General features: G+C 71.2%; 15 protein-coding genes and 1 pseudogene. 6 read left to right on the forward strand and 10 right to left on the reverse strand.

The window, feature by feature from the left end:
* Nucleotides 1-4: 4 nt before the first annotated feature.
* Nucleotides 5-664: a GTP cyclohydrolase II gene (ribA, locus tag AB0Q90_RS21425; RefSeq protein ID WP_363159878.1), complete on the reverse strand. Its 660-nt coding sequence runs from the start codon at nucleotides 662-664 to the stop codon at nucleotides 5-7.
* 38 nt (nucleotides 665-702) lie between these two features.
* Between ribA and AB0Q90_RS21430 the strand changes: the two genes are divergently transcribed.
* Nucleotides 703-1,455 carry a creatininase family protein gene (locus AB0Q90_RS21430; protein WP_363159877.1) on the forward strand — a complete coding sequence of 251 codons (753 nt, stop codon included), beginning with the start codon at nucleotides 703-705 and terminating at the stop codon, nucleotides 1,453-1,455.
* Nucleotides 1,456-1,523: 68 nt separating this feature from the next.
* On the opposite strand, the pseudogene AB0Q90_RS21435 reads toward AB0Q90_RS21430, so the two are convergent.
* From AB0Q90_RS21435 to AB0Q90_RS21455, 5 genes and pseudogenes are all read right to left on the reverse strand, one after another.
* A pseudogene (locus AB0Q90_RS21435) lies at nucleotides 1,524-2,435 on the reverse strand (lysylphosphatidylglycerol synthase transmembrane domain-containing protein); the annotation flags it as partial.
* On the reverse strand, nucleotides 2,432-3,436 hold the full coding sequence (locus AB0Q90_RS21440; RefSeq protein WP_363159876.1) for a methyltransferase domain-containing protein: 1,005 nt from the start codon (nucleotides 3,434-3,436) through the stop codon (nucleotides 2,432-2,434). The gene AB0Q90_RS21440 and the pseudogene AB0Q90_RS21435, both read right to left, overlap by 4 nt.
* Nucleotides 3,433-4,614, reverse strand: coding sequence for a glycosyltransferase family 4 protein (locus tag AB0Q90_RS21445; RefSeq protein ID WP_363159875.1), 1,182 nt, complete (start codon nucleotides 4,612-4,614; stop codon nucleotides 3,433-3,435). The genes AB0Q90_RS21440 and AB0Q90_RS21445 overlap by 4 nt, the downstream gene beginning before the upstream one ends.
* Entirely contained in the window at nucleotides 4,611-5,009 is a 399-nt protein-coding gene (locus AB0Q90_RS21450; RefSeq protein WP_363159874.1) for a 6-carboxytetrahydropterin synthase, read from the reverse strand. Before AB0Q90_RS21450 ends, AB0Q90_RS21445 begins: the two co-directional genes overlap by 4 nt.
* 113 nt (nucleotides 5,010-5,122) lie before the next feature.
* Entirely contained in the window at nucleotides 5,123-6,106 is a 984-nt protein-coding gene (locus tag AB0Q90_RS21455; protein WP_363159873.1) for a dehydrogenase, read from the reverse strand.
* Between the two features lie 107 nt (nucleotides 6,107-6,213).
* Between AB0Q90_RS21455 and AB0Q90_RS21460 the strand changes: the two genes are divergently transcribed.
* Nucleotides 6,214-6,969: a CDP-alcohol phosphatidyltransferase family protein gene (locus tag AB0Q90_RS21460; protein ID WP_363159872.1), complete on the forward strand. Its 756-nt coding sequence runs from the start codon at nucleotides 6,214-6,216 to the stop codon at nucleotides 6,967-6,969.
* On the opposite strand, the gene AB0Q90_RS21465 is transcribed toward AB0Q90_RS21460, so the two are convergent.
* From AB0Q90_RS21465 to AB0Q90_RS21480, 4 genes are all read right to left on the reverse strand, one after another.
* Nucleotides 6,927-8,117, reverse strand: coding sequence for an MFS transporter (locus AB0Q90_RS21465; protein WP_363160082.1), 1,191 nt, complete (start codon nucleotides 8,115-8,117; stop codon nucleotides 6,927-6,929). The genes AB0Q90_RS21460 and AB0Q90_RS21465 overlap by 43 nt on opposite strands.
* Nucleotides 8,118-8,382: 265 nt before the next feature.
* Nucleotides 8,383-10,158: an ABC transporter permease subunit gene (locus tag AB0Q90_RS21470; RefSeq protein ID WP_363159871.1), complete on the reverse strand. Its 1,776-nt coding sequence runs from the start codon at nucleotides 10,156-10,158 to the stop codon at nucleotides 8,383-8,385.
* Nucleotides 10,159-10,161: 3 nt separating this feature from the next.
* Complete coding sequence (locus AB0Q90_RS21475) at nucleotides 10,162-11,649, reverse strand: ABC transporter substrate-binding protein (protein ID WP_363159870.1); 1,488 nt, start codon at nucleotides 11,647-11,649, stop codon at nucleotides 10,162-10,164.
* A 7-nt stretch (nucleotides 11,650-11,656) separates the two neighbouring features.
* Entirely contained in the window at nucleotides 11,657-12,187 is a 531-nt protein-coding gene (locus AB0Q90_RS21480; protein WP_363159869.1) for a GNAT family N-acetyltransferase, read from the reverse strand.
* A 157-nt stretch (nucleotides 12,188-12,344) separates the two neighbouring features.
* Here AB0Q90_RS21480 and AB0Q90_RS21485 point away from each other — a divergent pair, with 157 nt between their 5' ends.
* The 4 genes from AB0Q90_RS21485 (at nucleotide 12,345) to AB0Q90_RS21500 (ending at nucleotide 17,582) form a co-directional block, all read left to right on the forward strand.
* The gene (locus tag AB0Q90_RS21485) at nucleotides 12,345-13,280 is read left to right on the forward strand and encodes an ATP-binding protein (RefSeq protein WP_363159868.1); all 936 of its coding nucleotides are present in this window, start codon (nucleotides 12,345-12,347) and stop codon (nucleotides 13,278-13,280) included.
* Nucleotides 13,281-13,322: 42 nt separating this feature from the next.
* Nucleotides 13,323-13,715, forward strand: coding sequence for an SCO5389 family protein (locus AB0Q90_RS21490; protein ID WP_363159867.1), 393 nt, complete (start codon nucleotides 13,323-13,325; stop codon nucleotides 13,713-13,715).
* A gap of 102 nt (nucleotides 13,716-13,817) precedes the next feature.
* The gene (locus tag AB0Q90_RS21495) at nucleotides 13,818-13,961 is read left to right on the forward strand and encodes a hypothetical protein (protein ID WP_363159866.1); all 144 of its coding nucleotides are present in this window, start codon (nucleotides 13,818-13,820) and stop codon (nucleotides 13,959-13,961) included.
* Between the two features lie 438 nt (nucleotides 13,962-14,399).
* Nucleotides 14,400-17,582 carry a type ISP restriction/modification enzyme gene (locus AB0Q90_RS21500; protein ID WP_363159865.1) on the forward strand — a complete coding sequence of 1,061 codons (3,183 nt, stop codon included), beginning with the start codon at nucleotides 14,400-14,402 and terminating at the stop codon, nucleotides 17,580-17,582.
* Nucleotides 17,583-17,586: the final 4 nt, after the last annotated feature.

The raw sequence follows: 17,586 nt of genomic DNA on the forward strand, positions 1-17,586 counted from the left end.
GCAATCAGGACCAGTGCGCGACCGCGTCCAGATGGGGCAGGTGGTGGTCCAGCCGCTCCCGCTTCGTGCGCAGATAGGTGATGTTGTTCTCGCACGGCGGTATCAGCAGCGGCACCTGTTCGGCGACCTTGATGCCATGGCTCAGCAACGCCTCGCGCTTGCGCGGGTTGTTGGACATCAGGCGGACGCTTTTGACCCCCAGGTCGTCCAGGATGCGGGCGGCGACACCGTAGTCGCGGGCGTCGACGGGCAGGCCGAGGGCGAGGTTCGCCTCGACGGTGTCCAGGCCCTCCGCCTGGAGGGCCATCGCCCGCAGCTTGGCGAGCAGTCCGATGCCCCGGCCCTCGTGCCCTCTGAGGTAGACGACGATGCCGCGGCCCTCGGCGACCACCGCGCGCAGGGCGGAGGCCAGCTGGTCGCCGCACTCGCAGTGCTGGGAGCCGAACGCGTCGCCGGTGAGGCACTCCGAGTGCAGCCGGGTCAGGACGTCCTCGGTGCCGATGTCACCGTGGACGAGGGCCACTTGCTCGTCGCCGCGGTCGTGGTCGAGGTAGCCGACCGCCTGGAATTCCCCGTACACGGTGGGCAGCGGGGCATTCACGACGCGTTCCACGCCGGTGCGCTGTGGTGGCTTCTTGCCGAGTACGCCAATTTTTTCTGTCATGATCTGGTTCCTAAGCAGAGACGAAAGGCCGTGAAAAGATGAGTGGTTCGGGAATACGTTCGGCGGCGTACGGTCTGTTGCCCGCGGACACCACGGAAGACGTACGGACGCGGGGAGCGGGCGTCTCACCGCAGATCGCCGTCCTGCCCGTCGGGAGCTTCGAGCAGCACGGCCCGTACCTTCCGCTGGCGACCGACACGCTCGTCGCCTGTGCCGTCGCCCGGGAGATCGCCGCCGTGTACCCGGTGCACCTCCTTCCTCCGGTGACGATCTCCTGCTCGCACGAGCACGCGGCGTGGCCGGGGACCGTCAGCATCTCCTCCGTCACCCTTCATGCGGTGGTGCGGGACATAGCGGACTCGCTCCGCCGGTCCGGCGTCGACGCCCTGGTGGTGGTCAACGGGCACGGCGGAAACTACGTACTGGGCAACGTCGTTCAGGAGGCCTCCGCGCGCAATGAGCGGATGGCACTGTTCCCGGCCGCGGAGGACTGGGAGGCGGCGCGGGAGCGGGCCGGGGTGGCCACCTCGCTGCTCACCGACATGCATGCGGGGGAAATAGAGACCTCCATCCTTCTGCATACTCATCCGGAAATGCTGCGCCCCGGATACGGGACTGCCGATTTCGTCGCTGACGACCGGCGGCATCTGCTCTCCCTCGGTATGTCCGCCTATACCGATTCGGGTGTCATCGGGCGTCCTTCCCTGGGATCCGCGGAAAAGGGGAAGGAACTCCTGGCGAGCCTTGCGGATTCTTTCGAGGCGTATTTCTCCTTGCTGACGGCGGAGTAGGCCGCCCCTCGCCGTGTGAGGAGGACGAGGGCGCCGGGCAGGCTGGCGGCGAGGCAGAGCACCCCGTACACGACGGCGACCGCAAGACCGCTGCCCGCGCCGAGCCCGGCCGCGCCGAACGCCCAGGCGGTGACGCCCTCGCGGGGGCCCCAGCCGGCGACGTTCAGCGGCACGCTCATGGCGAGCAGGGCGAGGACGGCCAGCGGCAGCAGGACGGCGACGGAGGCCGTGGTGCCCGCGACCCGGGCCGCGAGCACGAACATCGCGAGGTGTCCGGCCAGGACCACGCCGGAAGAGGCGGCGATCCCGGGCCAGTTGGCGCGCGAGAGCAGTCCGCCGATCGACGCACGCAGGGCCTGTGCCCGGGGCCGGCTCATCCGCAGGGCGAGGACGACGGCGAGCGCCCCCACCCCGGCGAGCCCGAGCAGCGGCGCGAACTGCCGGGTCTCGGCCAGCACCGGCGACGGCAGGGTCAGCAGCACGGCGGCGCCCACGACCACCAACGCGAGCTGTCCGGCAGCCCGTTCGAGGACGACGGACCGCACTCCGCGGCCCAGGTCACCGGTGCTCCTGCCGTGCCGTACCGCCCGGTGCACATCGCCGAGGACGCCGCCGGGCAGCGCCGCGTTCAGGAAGAGCGCACGGTAGTAGTCGGCCACGGCCTGCCCGAACGGCAGCCGGATGCGCAGCCCGCGGGCCACCAACTGCCAGCGCCAGGCGCTGAACACGGTGGTGACCACGCCGATCCCGACGGCCCCGGCCAGGCTCGCCGCGTCGATCCGCCGCAGTCCGTCCAGGAGGACGCCGGTACCGAGACGCCACATCAGCACGGCGAGGATGACGACGCCGACGGCCGTGCCGAGGTGGGCGCGGAGGGCGCGGGGCCGGGTGGGAGCGGCGGGCGCCGCCACTGTTGCCGCCGCCGGTACCGAGACGGCCCTGGGGACGACGTCGGCCGCCCGCACCATCGACACGCTCATGACGCCGCTCCGCCCGTCGGCCGGGACAACGCCAGCAGGTCGGTGTGGTGGACGACGACGTTCAACTCGCCAGCCTCGCAGGCCTCCAGGCGTTCGCGGAGGTAGCGCTCGGCGGGCTGGCGCAGTTCCGGGCGCTGTTCCACCGCCGCGCCGACCCAGCCGCGCAGCCACTGTGCGGTCAGCGCGGAGTCGGCGGGGCCGAGCCGCCAGGGGCTCGGATGCAGCCGTACCGTCGCGCCGCGCTCGGAGAAGGCCTCGCAGGCCACCGTGACGGCGTCCGGGCCGAGCAGGTCCGTGCGCCGCTGGTGGGCGTTGAACGCCTCGGCGATCTCCGCGTCGAGCGGGTGGGCCGGGGTGAGCTCCACCCGCCCGGCCACGGACAGCGTCAGCAGCGCCGGGCAGCCGGCGCCGGTGCAGGCCTCGGCGAGGGTCTCGACCTCCTCGCGGGTGAGGACGTCCAGCAGTGCGGAGGCCGTCACCAGCGAGGCGCCGGTCAGCGCGTCCGGGGTGAGCCGGGCGACGTCGCCGCGGCGCGTCTCCACCGTGACCCGGCTGCCGTCGGCGGCGGCCCGCGGGGAGGCCACGGCGGCGAAGTGCAGCAGGTAGGGGTCGCGGTCGTGCAGGACCCAGTGCTGTGCACCGTCGAGCCGGGGCGCCAGCCAGCGGCCCATGGACCCGGTGCCGCACCCCAGATCGTGAATCACCAGCCCGTCGCCCCGCCCCGGCAGATTGGCCAACCGCATCCGCAACGGATCGAGCAACTCCTGCGCCCGCGCCACCCCGTCCGGCGCCTCCCGCAACTCCAGCCACTCGGGCGCATACCGCGGCGGCTCCTCCGACCCACCTTCCCGCAACCGCACGGTGGGCCGCTCCCCGGGGCGGGGGGCGGCGGGACCGGCGCCCGGAATCACGCCGTGAGCTCCCTTGGGCCGGACCGTCTCCGTCGCCTCCCCCTGCCCCGGGATCCGCCCCGCCTCGCGTGGCGTTGCCGTCTTCCTCATGCCGTCCTCCTGGGGTCGTTCGGCAGTCGGCCCAGTACTCCGGCCAGGCTGCGGGCCGTGGTCGCCCAGCCGTCGAGGGCGGACCGTCGGCCCCGGGCGGCTGCCTTCAGGCGGCGTCGTACGTCCGCCTCGCCGAACCAGCCGCGCAGTTCGGCGGCGAGGGCCGCGGGGTCCTCCGGCGGGACGAGGATGCCGGGCACGCCGCCGTCGGGGGCGCGTCCGACCGCCTCGGGGACGCCGCCGACGTCCGTGGCCAACACCGGGATGCCGCGCGCGAGTGCCTCGGTCACCGCCATGCCGTACGTCTCGGCATAGGAGGTGAGGACCATGAGGTCGGCGGCGGCGTAGCTGGCGTCGAGTGCGGCGCCGGCCTGCGGGCCCGCGAGCAGCAGCCGGTCCTCCAGGCCGTGCCGTGCGATCAGTGCCCGCAGCCCGGCCACGTACTGCGGGTCCTGGGCCAGCCCGCCCACGCACACGCAGCTCCACGGCAGGTCCTTGACCGCGGCCAGCGCCTCCACCAGCCGGTGCTGTCCCTTGCGCGGGGTCACCGCGGCCACGCACAGCAGCCGGGAGACGCCGTCGGTGCCGGAGGCGAGCGGCGCGATGTCGGCGCCGGGGGCGGCGACGTGGACGCGGTCCGGGGCGAGGCCGTGGTGGGAGACCAGTCGGCGGACGGCCCACTCGGAGGTCGCGACGACCGCGGGGACCGCCCGCAGCACCGCGCGCTCACGCGCGTCCAACTCCGTGGCCACGGCGGGCTCCAGCCCGGTCTCGTCGCCCAGCGGAAGGTGGACGAGGACCGCGAGCCGCAGCCGCTCCGCCTCGGGGACGACGATCTCCGGCACGCCACAGGCGACCAGACCGTCCATCAGCACCACGGTGTCGTCCGGCAACTCCCGCAGCACTCGGGCCAGTTCCGCACGGGCCCCGACACCCGGCCGAGGCCACTCCCCCTCCACCGCATGCTTGTGCACCTGCCAGCCGAAGCCCGGCAGATCCAGACTCACCCGCCGGTCGTACGCGTTGCCGCCGCTCGGCGCGGCCGGGTCGTCGACGCCGCCCGGCAGGACGAAGTGCACGGAGCGCAGGGACATGGGCACGATCTCGGCGTTCTTCAGGGCGGAGTGCTGTACCGGCACATAGGTCAGGCGCGCCCGGTCCACGGTCAGGTCGGTCACAGGTCACGCTCGTAACTCGCCCAGGCGACATGCGACTCGTGCAGCGTGACGGTGATGCCCGCGAGGCCCTTGGCGCCCTCGCCCAGGGCCCCCTTGTGCACGCGCTCGGCAAGGCGGTCGGCGATGACCTTGGCCAGGAACTCCGTGGAGGTGTTGATCCCGGCGAAGTCGGGTTCGTTGTCGAGGTTTCTGTAGTTCAACTCGGCGACGACGGCGCCGAGTTCCTGGGTGGCCAGCCCGATGTCGACGACGATGTTGTCCTCGTCCAGCTGCTCGCGCCGGAATGTGGCGTCCACCAGGAACGTCGCTCCGTGCAGGCGCTGCGCGGGTCCGAAGACCTCTCCGCGGAAGCTGTGGGCGATCATGATGTGATCGCGGACGGTGATGCTGAACAACGGACGACCCTCCAGGTGCGGCGCGTCTGACCCCGGCGGATCGTCGCCGGGGATGCCGTGTAGTACGGCTCTTCGCTTCCCCTTGTTCAGCCGCCTCTCACTCTTTTCTCAGGTCAGGCGCTCTTGCCGTACCTCACCCGGTGGCACAGGGCGGGGATCTCGCCGGAGGCGAGCCTCGGCATCACCTCCGGCAACTCCTCGAACGCGCTGTCCCCGGTGACGAGGGCGTCGAGTGCCGGGTCGGCGAGCAGGTCGAGGGCGAGGGCGAGCCGGTCGGCGTAACTCCGACTGGCCCGGCGGGCCGGGGAGACGGTGCCGACCTGGCTGCTGCGGATGACCAGCCGTCGGGAGTGGAAGGCCTCGCCGAGCGGGAGGCTGACCTGCCGGTCGCCGTACCAGCTCAGTTCGAGGACCGTGCCCTCGGCGGTGAGGAGCTCCAGCGACCGGGCGAGGCCCTGCTCGGTGGCGCTGGCGTGCACGACGAGGTCGCACTCCCCCAGCGCGTCCCCGGGCAGCGCGAAGCCGACGCCGAGCGCCTCGGCGGTCTTCGCCCGCGCCGGGTCGGCGTCGACCAACTGCACCCGCACGCCCGGGAACCGGGCCAGCAGGGCGGCCACCGAGCAGCCGACCATGCCGCCGCCGACCACCGCGATCCGGTCGCCGACCAGGGGAGCCGCGTCCCACAGCGCGTTCACGGCGGTCTCCACGGTCCCGGCGAGCACGGCCCGTTCGGCGGGCACGGACTCCGGTACGACGGTGACGGCGGCGGCCGGGACGACGTACCGCGTCTGGTGCGGGTAGAGGCAGAAGACCGTACGGCCGAGGAGGTGGGCCGGGCCCTCCTCGACCTCGCCGACGCTGAGGTAGCCGTATTTCACGGGTGCCGGGAACTCGCCCTCCTGGAAGGGGGCCCGCATGGCGGTGTGCTGGCCCTTGGGGACGCCGCCGCGGAAGACGAGGGTCTCGGTGCCGCGGCTGATCCCGGACCACAGCGCGCGGACCAGCACTTCGTCCTCGCCCGGGGCCGGAAGAGTGACCTCACGTATCTCACCTTCACCCGGACTGCTGACCCAGAACGCACGTGCGGTGCGCTTCATCGGCGTCCTCCTGAACGATCGGGAAGCTGTTCACGTACCGAGGTGTGCACAGGCCGCGCACAGTACGCGGCGTTGATCGACTCTGTCACACGGCCGGAGGATGTTCGGTGGCCCTGAACAACACTTACGACGCGAGGCTGGTCCAGCAGGAGACCGCGCTGGGCGCGGGCGTGCAGATCCTGTTGCTCGCGCTGCTCGGTTCGGCGATCGGCATGGGGCCGGCGGGCTGGCTGACCGGGATCGTCTTCGCCGTCGCGAGCTGGGCGGTGCTCTCCCGGGCCCTGCACCGGTCCCGGCTGCGCTCCTTCGGGCCGGCCAACCGGGTCACGCTGGGCCGTTCGATCCTGGTCGGCGCCGTGACGGCGCTGGTCGCGGACTCCTTCCAGAGTCCGCCGTCGCTCACCCTCCTGGTCGGGCTGACCGCGGTGGCGCTCATCCTCGACGGCGTGGACGGCAAGGTCGCCCGCCGCACCGGCACCTCGACCGCGCTGGGCGCGCGTTTCGACATGGAGGTCGACGCGTTCCTGATCCTGGTGCTCAGTGTGTACGTGGCGATGGCGCAGGGACCGTGGGTGCTGCTGATCGGCGGCATGCGCTACGCCTTCGTCGCCGCCGCCCGGGTGTGGCCGTGGCTGAACGCCCCGCTGCCGCCGAGCACGGCCCGCAAGACGGTGGCCGCGCTCCAGGGCGTGTTCCTGCTGCTGGCCGCCTCGGGCCTGCTGCCGTACGTGCTTGAGTTCGGCGTCGTCGCCACGGCGCTGGCGGCGCTGGTGTGGTCGTTCGGGCGGGACGTGCTGTGGCTGTGGCGGACGTCCAGGGTTCAGGCGGCCGCCGAGACGGAGGAGGACCTGGTCGCCGTCTGACGCGGCAGCAGCGCCACGGCCGCCAGCGGTACGGCGGCCAGGACCAGCCACGGCACGGCCGCCGGGAGCCCGCTGTCCAGCAGCATCCCGGTCATCGAACTGCCCACCAGCACGATCAGGCCGGACACCGAGGACAGCGCACCGGTGTAGAGGCCGAGCCGCCCCTCCTCGGCGAGATCCGGCACCCAGGCGCGGGCGACGGGCGCCACGAGCATCTGCCCGAGGGTGAGCAGCACAACGAATCCGGCCGCGGGCAGGAGCCCCGCCGTGCGGACGGCGGCGACGACCGCGAAACCAGCCGCGATGATCAGCAGCCCGGCCACCATGGACCGGCGCAGGCTGAGCCGCTCCCCCACCCAGCGGGTGACGGGCAGCTGGGCGGTCACCACCAGCAGCGAGGACAGCGCGAACAGCCAGGCCAGCGGCGCCTGCGAGCCGGCCGCGCGCTCCACCTCGGCGGGCAGGGCGAGATAGAGCTGGTTGTAGGCGAGCAGGTAGGCGCCGTACGCGCAGCACAGCGCGAGGAAGCGCCGGTTGCGCAGCATCGGGCCGATGCCGCCGCGGACCCGGACGCGCTGCCTGCCGGGGATGTGCTGCGGCAGCAGCCAGGCGTGTCCGGCGAGGACGAGTACGAAGATCCCGGCGCCGCCCAGGCACACCGTGCGGTAGTCGAACGAGAGCAGCAGCGCACCGAGCAGCGGTCCGAGGAACGCACCCGCTTGCCCCGCGACGGTGAAGAGTGACAGCACGCGCGTGCGTGAGCCGCCCTCCTGTTCGTGGACGACGGCCTGCCGGGCGACCTCGGACTCGACGGCGGGCGAGAACAGCGCGGCTGCGAACCCGATGAGGAGTACGGCGCCGATGACGGCCCAGGTCCGCTCGGCGAACCCGAGCCAGGCGAACCCGGCGATCCGCAGCACGCAGCCCGCGAGCACCACCGGCCGGATGCCGTATCGGTCGGCGAGCGCCCCGCCGACCACGAACAGCCCCTGCTGGCTGAAGGTCCGCAGCCCGAGCACGAAGCCGACGAGCCAGCCCGCCATGCCGATGGCCTGACCGAGGTGCTCGGCGAGGAAGGGCAGCACGGCGAAGAAGCCGATGTTGAAGGCGAGTTGGGTGAGGATCAGCAGGTGCAGCAGCGGCGACAGCCGGGGGCGGGCGGGCTCGGTGGCCGTCGGTCGGCCACCCGTTCCCTTGGTTTCGGCGGTCACTTGGGGCTCCGGGGTTCGGGACGCGGCAGAAGCCGGGTATGGACGGGCGCAACAGTCATCGGTCGGGCTCCGGCTCCCTTGGGTTCGGCGGTCACTCGGTGCTCCGGGGCTCGGGATGCGGCAAAAGCCGGGTATGGACGGGCGCAACAGTCATCGGTCGGTCACCGGCTCAGGGCTCGGGACGTGACAAAGGACGCGACGGTCATCGGCTCACCACCGGCTCCCGGATTTCGGCGGGCACTTCGGACTCCGGCGCGCGGGGTTCGGGGACGCGCCGCCGGGGCAGCCGTATGCCTCCGGCCGCGGTCACCGCCAGCGCACCGAGCAGGGCGAGGACGGTGGCGGGGGCGAGGACGGACCAGGGGGCGCGCTCGGCGTAGGGCTGGTTCTCGGCGAGCAGCAGGCCCCATTCGGGGGACGGCGGCTGGGCGCCGAGGCCGAGGAAGGCGAGTGAGGCGAGGGCAAGGGCGATGCCGGGCAGCCGCAGCAGGGCGTGGCGGGTGACGGGCGGCAGGACCGCGGGGAGCAGTTCGTGCCGGAGCAGGTGGCCGCGGCCGGCGCCCAGGGCGCGGGTGGCGGTGAGGTGGAGGGCGGCGCGTTCCTGCCGGAGCAGGGCCGAGGTGTGTGCCGCGAGGGGTGCCCAGGCGACGGTGGCCACGGCGAGCGCGGGCGTGGCGGTGCCGCTGCCGGCCACGGCCGTGACGAGGAGCGCGACGAGGACGGGCGGCAGGGCGGTGACGGTGTCCACGAGCGGCCCGGACAGCCGTGGCACGAGTCCGAGCAGTACGCCGGTGACCAGGGCGGCGGTGCCGATCGCGAGGGCGAGCAGCAGGGTGTCGAGGGCGCCGTGGGCGACCCGGGCGAGGACGTCGCGGCCGAGGGCGTCGGTGCCGAACGGGTGGGCCCAGGAGGGCGCTTGGAGGCGGGCGCCGGTGTCGAGGGCGAGCGGGGCGCGGGGCAGGCCGAGGACGACGACGCCGAGCAGGACACCGCCGTAGAGGAAGGGCTGGAGGCTGCGGGACGGTGGGGTGGGCCGGTGCAGGGAGGGCAGGGCGCCGTCGCGCAGCGCGGGGCCGGTGAGGACGCGGGTGCCGAGGTGGGCGAGTGCGGAGGCGGCCGCCGCGAGCAGGACGAGCAGGAGGGTGCCGGCCTGGAGGACGGGCAGGTCCTGGGCGAGGGCGGCCTGGAGAGTGGTACGGCCGAGGCCCGGGATGTCGAAGATCTGCTCGACCGCGACCGCGCCTCCGGTGATGCCGACCACGAACAGGCCGGTGTTGGGCAGGAGTCCGGGCAGGCTGCGGCGCAGCGCCTGGCGGGCGATCCGCCGGCCGGGCAGTCCGCGGGCGGCGGCGGCCAGCGCCCAGGGTTCGGCGAAGGCGCCGGGCAGCAGGTCGTCGAGGAGCCGCCCGAGGACCGCGCCGGCGGGCAGGCCGAGGGCGAGCGCGGGCAGCACCGTCCACTGCGGGCCGTACCAGCCGAGGGCGGGCAGCCAGCCGAGCTGGACGCCTACGACGGTGGCGAGGACGGTGGCAGTGAGGAACTCGGGGAGTGCGGCGAGGACCGCGGAGCCGGTCCCGGCGCGCCGCCGCAGGGCACCATGGCGCAGGGTGCGGGCGCAGATCAGCGCGGCGGTGCCGACGGCGACCACGAGGGCCACCGCCATCAGCAGCAGGGATACGCCTAGGGCCTGGAACACATCGGGCGCGACCTCGCCGCCGGAGAGCCACGACCGCCCGAAGTCCCCGTGCCACAGCCCGCCCACCCACTGCCCGAGCAGATGGAACGGGCCCGCGTCCAGGCCGAGTTGGGCGCGGACGTCGGCGAGCGCCTCGGGCGTGGGGTCGCGGTCCGCGGAGCGCGCCTTGAGCACGGTGAGCGCCGGGTCGGTGTGCGAGACCCAGGGCAGCACACCGATGGCGCACACCAGGGCGACCGCGATCGCCGCACGCCACAGCAGCGCGCCTGCCTGCCGCCGCATACGTCAGCGCCGGGTGCCGATGCCGACGAGGGTGCGCTCGTACGGGTCGAGGAGCGCGCCGCGCACGGAGGCGCCGACGCCGGTGATGATGCGCTGGTGGACCAGCGGGACGACCGCGTCGGTGCCCAGGATCCGCGCCTCGGCCGCCATCGCCGCGTCCTGCCGCTGCGCGGTGTCGACGGCGTCCTCGGCCTCGGCCACGGCCCGGTCGACGTCCTGTTCGCACAGTTGGGCGATGTTGTAGCCGCCGTCGCAGGTGTAGTCGCTGGCCAGCACGGAGACGGGGTCGCCGGTGTCGACGAGGGTGTTGCGGGCGAGGACGAACGCGTCGAACTTCCCCTCCAGCGCGTCGCTCTCCAGCCGCGCGTACTCGCGCACTTCCAGGCTGACGTCGAACCCGGCCTTCTCCAGCTGCTGTTTGAGCACCTGGGCGACCTCGGGCAGCTCGGGCCGGTTGTCGTAGGTGGCCAGGGTGATCGTCGTACCGTCCGGGTCCGCCGCCTTCGCGCGCCCGACCGGCGCGCTCCGCCTGCCTTCGGCCCAGGTGACGGCGGGGCCGTAGATGCCGGTGCCGGCGTCCGCGTACCCCTCGTAGACGTCCTTCGCGAGCACGGAGGTGTCGACAGCCTGGCGTGCGGCGGCCCGCAGTCCGGCGTCCTCGAACGCACCGGACTCGGTGTTGAGCAGCAGGCTGGTGGTGCGGGTGGTGGCGGTCGCCTTGCGCAGGGCCTTGTCGAAGGTGGCGGCCTGGGCGACGGGTACCGCCTCGGCGAGGTCGATCTGGTCGGTGCGCAGTGCGTTGGCGCGGGCGGTGCCGTCGGCGATGAACTTCACGTCGATGCCGGGGGCCTGGGCGCGGCCGCCCCAGTAGTCGTCGTAGCGGTCGAGAGTGGCGGCGGTGGCGCCCAGGACCTTGGTGAGCTCGAAGGGGCCGGTGGCGGTGCCGACCGGGTCGACGCGGCCGCCGTTGCCGTACGCCTTGCCGGAGAAGACAGCGAGGGAAGGGCTGGACAGGCGCAGCGGCAGCACCGGGTCGGGTTCGTCGGTGGTGATCGTCACGTCGGCGTCCCCGGCGGCCTTCGCCGTCAGGCCGACTCCGGCCAGGGCGGCGGGTGCGGGCTCGGCCTCGGTGGCGTGGGTGAGGGAGGTGACGACCGCGGCCGGGGTGACGGCGGTGCCGTTCTGGAAGGTGGCCTCGCGCAGGGTGAAGACCCAGGTGCGGTCGTTCTCCCGGCGCCAGGAGGAGGCGAGCGCGGGGGCGGCGGCGCCGTTGGCGTCCAGGGCGGTCAGGCCCTCGGTGACCCCGAGACGGCTGAGGATGGTGGCGTCGGCGCCGTACGGCGAGAGGTTCTCGGCGGGCGGGAAGGCCAGCGCGACCCGCAGCCGGGCAGCGGCCTCGGCGTCGTCGGAGGAAGTGCCGCCGGAGGAGGCGAAGCAGGCGGTCAGCGCGGGAGCGAGCAGAAGGGCGAGGAGGAAACGGGTTCGGCGCACGATCGGTCTATCGCCCTGTCGGTATCTCGAAGTGGACAACAGCCTGACCGTCGGCGTCCTCGCGCTCGTCGTGCACGACCTTGCCGATCGACCGCCAGAACGCCTCCGCGCCCGGCACGGAAGGGTCCGTGTGCAGATACACGGCCCGGTAACCGCCGTCGGCCTCCGCGAACGCCAGCAGCTCGGCCACCAGCCGCCGGGCGAGCCCGCGCCTGCGGTGCTCGGGCCGGACGTAGACGCGCCGCAGCTGTGCGGTCTCACCGGAGGGGTAGCGCTCGGCGAGCTCCCGCGGGTTCGGCGGGTGGGCCGGGCCGCGGGAGTCGAGGGCGGCGGTGGCGGCGATCTCACCGTGCGGGTCGACGGCCACGAGGAGGGTGTGGCGGTCGGAGGCGAGGTAGGCGGCCGCGGGGTCGATGATGTCCTGGTGCCAGCGAGGTACATAGCCGCTGCCGAAGTCGCGGTAGACGGTGTCGAGCATCACGGCCCGGGCAGCGTCCAGATCGTCGGGGCTCGCCGCCCTGATGCTGTAGTCATGCACTTGCACATCATATGCATTAAGCGGAATCACTTGATCACCGGACTGGCGAACGGGCCGACCACCAGGCGATTTGACAGTGATCGACAACGCGCCTACAACGTACCGACATGACATCCGTTTTCAAAAACGCCTTACGTTCGGCAAAGGCGGGACGCTGATGCGCATCGCCTTCGTCGGCAAGGGCGGCAGCGGCAAGACCACCCTGTCGGCGCTCTTCTCCCGCCACCTGGCCCGCTCCGGCGCCCCGGTGCTCGCCGTTGACGGGGACATCAACCAGCACCTGGCCGAGACACTGGGCCACGACGGCCCACCACTCGACACCCCTCCCCTCGGCGCCCATCTCGCCGAGATCAAGGACTTCCTGCGCGGCACCAACCCGCGCATCGCCTCCCACGAGGCCATGATCAAGACCACCCCGCCGGGCCGGGGCTCCCGTCTGCTGCGCCTCCTCGGCGACGACGAGCTGCACACCCGGCACGTCCGGCGCGTGGGCGACGTGCCGCTGATGGTGACGGGCGAGTTCGACGAGAGCGACCTCGGGGTGGCCTGCTACCACTCCAAGCTCGGCGCGGTCGAGCTCTACCTCAGTCATCTGGTGGACGGCCCCGGCGAATACGTCGTGGTCGACATGACAGCGGGCGCGGACGCGTTCGCGTCGGGTCTGTTCGCCCGCTTCGACATGACGTTCCTGGTCGCGGAACCCACCCGCAAGGGCGTCTCCGTCTACCGCCAGTACCGCGACCACGCCCGGGAGTTCGGGATCCGGATCGCCGTGATCGGAAACAAGGTGACCGGCGAGGACGATCTGCTCTTCCTCAAGCAGGAGGTCGGGGACGACCTCCTGACCCACCTCGTCCACTCGTCCTGGGTCCGCGCCGCCGAACAGGGCCGACAACAGGGCGAGTTGGAGCAGGAGAACCGCCACGCCCTGAACGTCCTGCGCGAGGCGGTCGACGCCCACCCCCGTGACTGGGCGAAGCTCCACCGGCACACGGTCGAGTTCCACCTGCGCAACGCCCGGGCCTGGGCGGGCGAGGACCTGGCGTCCCAGGTCGACCCGGACTTCGTACCGGGCCCCGCATCACTGATCTGACACCTTTTCACCCCCCACCGCACAGACAGGAACAGCACCTTCATGTCTCTCGACGTCTCCCCGAAGCTCCTCGCCGAAGCCGAGCAGGGCGCCATCCGCGAGGAGGACTTCGTGGACACCGTCCGCACGTCCCTCCCCTACGCCTACGACCTCATCGCCTCCCTCGCCGCCGAACTGAACGACGGCAAGGCCGAGTTCACCGACAACCAGACCCCTCCCCCGTCCGAGCAGGAGCGCGGCCAGCTACTGCGCGCCCTGGCCAGCGACGCGATCCGCGGCAGCCTGGAACGCCACTTCGGCATCACCCTGGCCTTCCAGAACTGCCACCGCGTGGCCGCCTTCCGCCCAGGCGCCCAAAGCAGCGACACCTACACGAAGTTCACGTCGGTACGCTCACAGGTGCTGAACCAGTCACCGGAGTTCCGGGACTGCTGACCCGTCGCGCGCGCCTCTCTGCCTGCGCGCGGATCGACGCGTCCGCGATGTCGGTGTCGGCAGTGAGCAGGAACATGTTGATCCAATCGGCCTCGACGAGCTGTGCCGTTCAGCGGGGGCGAGGCCGAGGACGACGTCGATCTCGGCCACGGCTATCGGCCCCTCGCCCTACCCCGCACAGAGGTCCGCCGCCGCCCGCTGGGCCGTGAAGCCTGCGTCATCGACGCACCGGTCGCCGCGCCGTGAGCGTTGCGCTGGAATGACGGGCTCGCACTTGGCCCCATAGTCCACGATGCGTGGGAATTCTCATCGTTCGGCCAACGAAGCCTGCGCTCACGAGACGCTCAACCGCCGAGATGCCACTCGAACGCGCCCCTACCCTCCGCCCAGCGCCGAAATGCCGTCAGGCGTGAACCTCTGGGACATACAGAGGGATGGACAGCGGGCTGACCCTCCGTCACTATCGGTTACGCACACTGCATTTGACGGATCAACTTGCATACGGCATGCCCCGAATAGGGACTACCGGGGCGCACCCAATCCGGGGGACTCATGCCTGAGGACGCGTATGGCTGGTTACGCGACGCCGTGTCGGATTTCGGCCGACAGTGCCGTCAGAAGCTTGCTGGCGGAGGCGGCCCAGAATCGTCCATACGTTCCCCTGTTGAAGTGCTACTCAGGGCCGTGGGCGAACGTCATCAGTTTCGAGAAGTGTCGTGGCACGACGAATATCGCATCCCCGAGCTGGGCGTTCGCCCTGACTACGCCGTTCGGTCCGGGCACGACATCACCGGGTACATCGAACTCAAGAAGCCCGGACTGTCGGTGGACCCGGAAACCTTCTCGAAGCACAACCGCGAGCAGTGGGAGAAGCTCCGAGACCTGCCCAACCTCCTGTATTCCAACGGTACCGAGTGGCGTCTCTTCCGCCACGGCGATCAGCTCGGCGAGACCGTCTTCTTCCACGGAGCACTCAAAAGCGCCGGCGAGAAGCTGTCCCCCGTCGACCCGGCCGCGTTTGACGCACTGCTGAAACAGTTCCTGCGCTGGACACCGCCGAAGATCACCCAAGTGTCCCGTCTCGTCCACCACATCGCGCCGCTGTGCCGACTATTGCGCTCCACCGTCCTGGAGCAACTGGACTTCGAGGCACGCTCGTCAGCTCCCGACGACGACATGCGCGCCCGACCGTTCACCGGCCTCAAGAACGACTGGAGGCGATTACTCTTCCCCACCGCCGACGACGCCACGTTCGCCGACGGATACGCGCAGACGATCACCTTCGCACTCCTGCTGGCGCGCACCGAGGGCATCCCGCTCGAACCGAACTCCTTCCACGAAATCGGCCGCCTGCTCGACGCCGACCACGCGCTGATGGGCAAGGCTCTCCAACTGCTCACGGACAACGTCAACGAACGCTTCACCGTCACACTGGACCTGCTGACCCGGACCATCGCCGAAGTGCAGTGGGACGTCATCCGAGCCGGGAACCGGGACGCGTACCTCCACCTCTACGAGCACTTCCTCACTGTCTACGATCCGGCGCTGCGGCAGCAGAGCGGCTCGTACTACACGCCGCTCGAAGTCGTGGAGGAGATGGTCCGCCTCACCGAGGCGGTCGTACGGACCCGGCTCGGCCAGGAGGAGGGCTTCGGCGCGGACGAGGTGAAGATCGTCGATCCCGCCATGGGAACGGGCACCTTCCTCCACACCATCATCGAGCGGGTGGCCGAACAGGCGACGGATCGCCACGGCCCGGCCATGGCCCGCGACGCCATCTCCCGGCTGGCCTCGCGGCTGTTCGGCTTCGAACTCCAGACGGGCCCCTTCGCGGTCGCCGAACTCCGTGCCTCCGACATGCTCAAGCGGTACGGCGCGCCGCTGCCGCGGAACGGGCTGAGCTTCTTCGTCACGGACACCCTGGACAACCCCTTCGTGGAGGAGGAGCACCTGGCCTCCACCTACGGAGCCCTCTCCGACTCCCGCAAGCGCGCCAACCAGATAAAGGCCCGCACTCCGGTCACCGCCGTCGTCACCAACCCGCCCTACGACGACAAGGCGGAAGGTCGGGGCGGCTGGGTGGAGAAGCGTCCTGCGGGCACGGAACCGCCGGTGCTCGATGCGTTCCGCTACCCGGACAACGGACGTCACGAGCACATCCTCAAGAACATGTACGTGTACTTCTGGCGCTGGGCTACCTGGAAGGTCTTCGATGCTCATCCGGAGGACCAGCACGGCGTAGTCTGCCTCGTCACCCCGTCAGGCTGGGCAACCGGGCCCGGTGGCCGTGGGATGCGCGACTATCTTCGCCGTACCTGCGACGAGGGATGGATCATCAATCTCTCGCCCGAGGGACAGCGGGCGCCGGTCCCCAGCCGGGTCTTCCCCGGAGTCGCACAACCGCTCGCGATCCACATCTTCGTCCGCCGGGCAGACACGGTACGTGGGCCCCAGCATCGGGCCCATGTCCACTACCGGGAAGTGACCGGCCGACGTGCGGACAAATTCCGTCAGCTCAAGGGCATCTGCCTCGATGACGACGGTTGGCGGGACACCCACGCGGAAGGCCCTCGTCCTTTCACGCCAGCCACTCGCTCGGGCTGGGAGGAGTTCCCCGAACTCGGCGACTTGTTCCCCTGGAGCAGCCTCGGCATTACATCGAACCGCTCCTGGGTCAGCTCCCCTTCAGCCGAGACTCTGCGCCGCAGATGGGCCCGGCTGATCCGAGAAACCGACCGTGCGGAGAAGGGCAGCCTGTTCAAGGAAACCCGCGACCGGACGCTGGCAAACAGCAGGCAACCGCTACCCGGGCAGTCGGGCTCCCTGCTTTCCATCAGCCAGGAGACCGTCACCACACCGGCACTCATACGCGTCGGGCTGCGTAGTTTCGATCGCCAGTACCTCATCGCAGACAATCGCGTGCTCGACTACCCCAGGCCCAACCTGTGGGCCTCCCTTCAACCCGGCCAGATCTTTCTCAACCAGCAGTCGTCCCATGCCATCGACTCGGGTGCCGCCTTGGTCGCGACCCACCTGCTCCCCGATACCCACCACTTCAACGGCCGCGGCGGCCGAGTCCTGCCGATCCTCCATCCTGATGGCTCTGCCAACACCCCCTCCGGCCTGCTGCCCTATCTCGCGCACGTCCTGGGAATAGAGCGCGTCATCGTGGCAGATCTGGCTGCCTACACGATCGCCCTGGCCGGCCACAGGGCCTTCACCGAGTGCTTCACCGAAGAACTCCTCACTCCTGGTGTACGCATCCCCCTCACCCGGGAACGGGACCTGTGGGAAAAGGGCGTCGGCCTCGGACGCGAAGTCCTGTGGGCCTCCACTTACGGCGAGCGCTGCGCTGACCCGTCAGCGGGGCGCCCTCCCATGAACGTGGGGTTCGTCTCCGGTGAACCCGGTCAGGTGAAGTACCTGAGCCACATCGGCGACGGGCTGCCCGACCGCATGCGTTACGACGCCGAGGCCCAAACCCTTCACATGGGTGCGGCACGCTTCGCTCCGGTACCACAGGTCGTCTGGCAATTCGACGTCGGCGGCATGGGCGTCCTCAACAAGTGGTTCGGCTACCGCAAGGCGTCCCCCACCAGCAAGAAGACCAGCCCGCTGGACGACATCCACGTCGACAGCTGGCCGCATGAGTGGACGACCGAGCTGATCGAACTGCTCTCCGTCCTGCGCCGCCTCACCGACCTGGCGCCCGTACAGAGCGAGTTGCTCACCGACATCCTGAGCGGCAGCGTCGTGACCGTCACGGACCTGGCCACCGCCGGTGTTCTTCCGATCGCTCCCGGAGCACGGAAGGCCCGACATCGTGACGAAGGCACTTTGTTCAGCACCGGCACCGACAGCGGCTGATTCG

The sequence above is a fragment of the Streptomyces sp. NPDC079141 genome (assembly GCF_040686775.1).
Taxonomy (GTDB): Bacteria; Actinomycetota; Actinomycetes; order Streptomycetales; family Streptomycetaceae; genus Streptomyces.